Raw genomic sequence first — 2,656 nt, forward strand, 5'->3', positions numbered from 1 at the left:
ACCTGGACAAGGCGGGGTACTGGTCCGTCGAATGCTGGGGGGGCGCCACGTTCGACTCCTGCATCCGATTTTTGAATGAAGACCCCTGGGAGCGGCTGCGCACCTTCCGCAAGCTGATGCCCAACACCCGGCTGCAGATGCTGCTGCGCGGGCAGAACCTCCTCGGTTACCGCCATTACGAAGACGGGGTGGTGGACCGCTTCGTCGAGAAGGCGGCCGAGACCGGGATCGACGTCTTCCGCGTCTTCGACGCCCTGAACGACATCCGCAACCTCGAGCGCGCGGTCGCTGCAGTCCGGCGCACCGGCAAGCACGCCCAGGGGGCCATCAGCTACACGGTCAGCCCGCTGCACACCACCGGGGGCTTCGTGGACCTGGCGAAGAAGCTGCTGGACCGCGGGTGCGACTCCATCTGCATCAAGGACATGGCGGCGCTGCTGAAACCCCGGGCGGCCTACGACCTCGTCAGGGGGATCAAGGACGCCTGCGGCGAGGAGACCCGCGTCCAGGTTCACGTGCACGCCACCACCGGGGTCACCCTGGTCAGCCTGATGAAGGCGATCGAGGCGGGCGCCGACTGCGTGGACGCCGCGCTGAGCCCGCTCAGCCTGGGCCCCGGCCACAACCCGACCGAGAGCGTCGTCGAGATGCTCCAGGGAACCGAATTCACCACCGCCCTGGACAAGAGCCGCATCCTGAAGCTCAAGCAGCACTTCAACTCGATCCGCCCCCGGTACCAGGAGTTCCTCTCCAACATCACCGGGGTGGAGACGGAGATCTTCGAAAGCCAGATCCCCGGAGGCATGATTTCCAACATGGAGAGCCAGCTGAAGCAGCAGAAGGCGGGCGACCGCATGGCCGAGGTGCTGGCGGAGGTCCCGAAGGTGCGGGCCGACGCGGGTTTCCCGCCCCTGGTCACCCCCTCGAGCCAGATCGTCGGCACCCAGGCGGTCTTCAACGTCCTGATGGGCAAATACAAGGTGCTGACGGGCGAATTCGTCGACCTGATGCTGGGGTACTACGGCGAAACCATCGGCCCGCGCAATCCGGAGGTGATCGCCATCGCGGCCGGCAAATCCACCAAGGAACCGATCACCTGCCGCCCAGCCGACCTGCTCAAGCCGGAATGGCAGGACCTGCGCAAGGCGGCGCTGGAACTGCCCGGCTGCAACGGGTCGGACGAGGACGTGCTGACCTACGCCATGTTCCCGCAGGTGGCCCCCAAGTTCTTCGCCACCCGGGACGAGGGGCCGAAGAACTTGGGCAAGGACCCGGGCGCCCAACCGGCCGCCGCGCCGGCCGCGGCCCCCGTCGCCGACAACGGCAAGGGGCCCGTGCGCTCGCCCATCACCTACAACGTAAAGCTCAAAGGAATCACGCACCAGGTCACGGTCACACCGGCCTAAAGGGGGATCATTCGACATGTCCAATATGACCATGCAGGAAAGAATCGAGGAACTGCGGAAGCGGCGCAAGCAGGCGATGCTGGGCGGCGGCGCCGACAAGCTGGAAAAACAGCACAAAGAGGGGAAACTGACGGCGCGCGAACGGATCGAGACCCTGGTGGACCCGAACAGCTTCGAGGAAACGGGCCTGTTCGCCGAGCACCGTTCGGTCCTGTTCGGAATGGCGGGGAAAGAGTTCCCGGCCGACGGCGTGGTGACCGGGGCCGCCTCCATCGACGGCCGGCTGGTGCACCTGGCCAGCCAGGACTTTTCCGTCTCCGGCGGTTCCGCCGGGGAGGTCCACTCCATCAAGGTGGCCGAAATCATGGAGCAGTCCCTGAAAACGGGCTCCCCCTTCGTCTTCATCAACGATTCGGGCGGAGCGCGCGTGCAGGAGGGGATCGATTCCCTCTCCGGCTACGGCAAGGTGTTCTACACCAACGTCATGCTTTCGGGCGCCGTGCCCCAGATTTCGCTCATCTGCGGCCCGTGCGCCGGCGGCGCGGCCTACAGCCCCGCCCTGACCGACTTCATCATCCAGACCCGCCAGGCGCGGATGTTCATCACCGGCCCCTCGGTGATCAAGAGCGTCACGGGGGAGAACGTGACGGCGGAGCAGCTGGGGGGGGCCGACGCCCACATGGCCAATTCGGGCGTCATCCACTTCATCGCCGAGGACGACAACCACGCCGTGGCCCTGTGCCAGAAGCTGCTGAGCTTCCTGCCCGCCAACAACCTGGAAGACCCGCCGCAGGCCGAGGGGGACCCCAGCGTCGACCCCAACCCGGAACTGGACGACGTGATCCCCGCCAACCCCAAGAAGGGGTACGACGTGCGCGACGTGATCACGCGGGTGGTCGATTTCGGCGACTTCCTGGAGGTGCAGGCGGGGTACGCCATGAACATCGTCGTCGGCTTCGCGCGCATCGCCGGCAGCCCGATGGGCATCATCGCCAACCAGCCGTCGGTCCAGGCGGGCGTGCTCGACATCAACGCCTCCAACAAGGCCTCCCGCTTCATCCGCTTCTGCAACGCCTTCAACATCCCGCTCCTCACCTTCGTCGACGTCCCCGGCTTTCTCCCCGGGGTGCAGCAGGAGCACAACGGGATCATCCGCCACGGCGCCAAGCTCCTGTTCGCCTATTCCGCCGCCACGGTGCCGAAAATCACCGTGATCCTGCGCAAGAGCTACGGCGGGGCCTACCTGGCGA

The 2,656-nt window shown here is 66.3% G+C and carries 2 protein-coding genes; both read left to right on the forward strand.

Annotated features, from left to right (window positions below; all coding sequences use genetic code 11):
• Positions 1 to 1,406, forward strand: a 1,406-nt coding sequence (locus tag GXY47_09445) for a methylmalonyl-CoA carboxytransferase subunit 5S (protein ID NLV31367.1), incomplete at its 5' end; no start/stop codon positions are given.
• Between the two features lie 16 nt (positions 1,407 to 1,422).
• Positions 1,423 to 2,656 (forward strand): acyl-CoA carboxylase subunit beta (locus tag GXY47_09450; GenBank protein ID NLV31368.1); only part of this gene is annotated, 1,234 nt, incomplete at its 3' end.

Source organism: Acidobacteriota bacterium (assembly GCA_012729555.1).
In the GTDB taxonomy this organism is placed as follows: domain Bacteria; phylum Acidobacteriota; class UBA6911; order UBA6911; family UBA6911; genus UBA6911.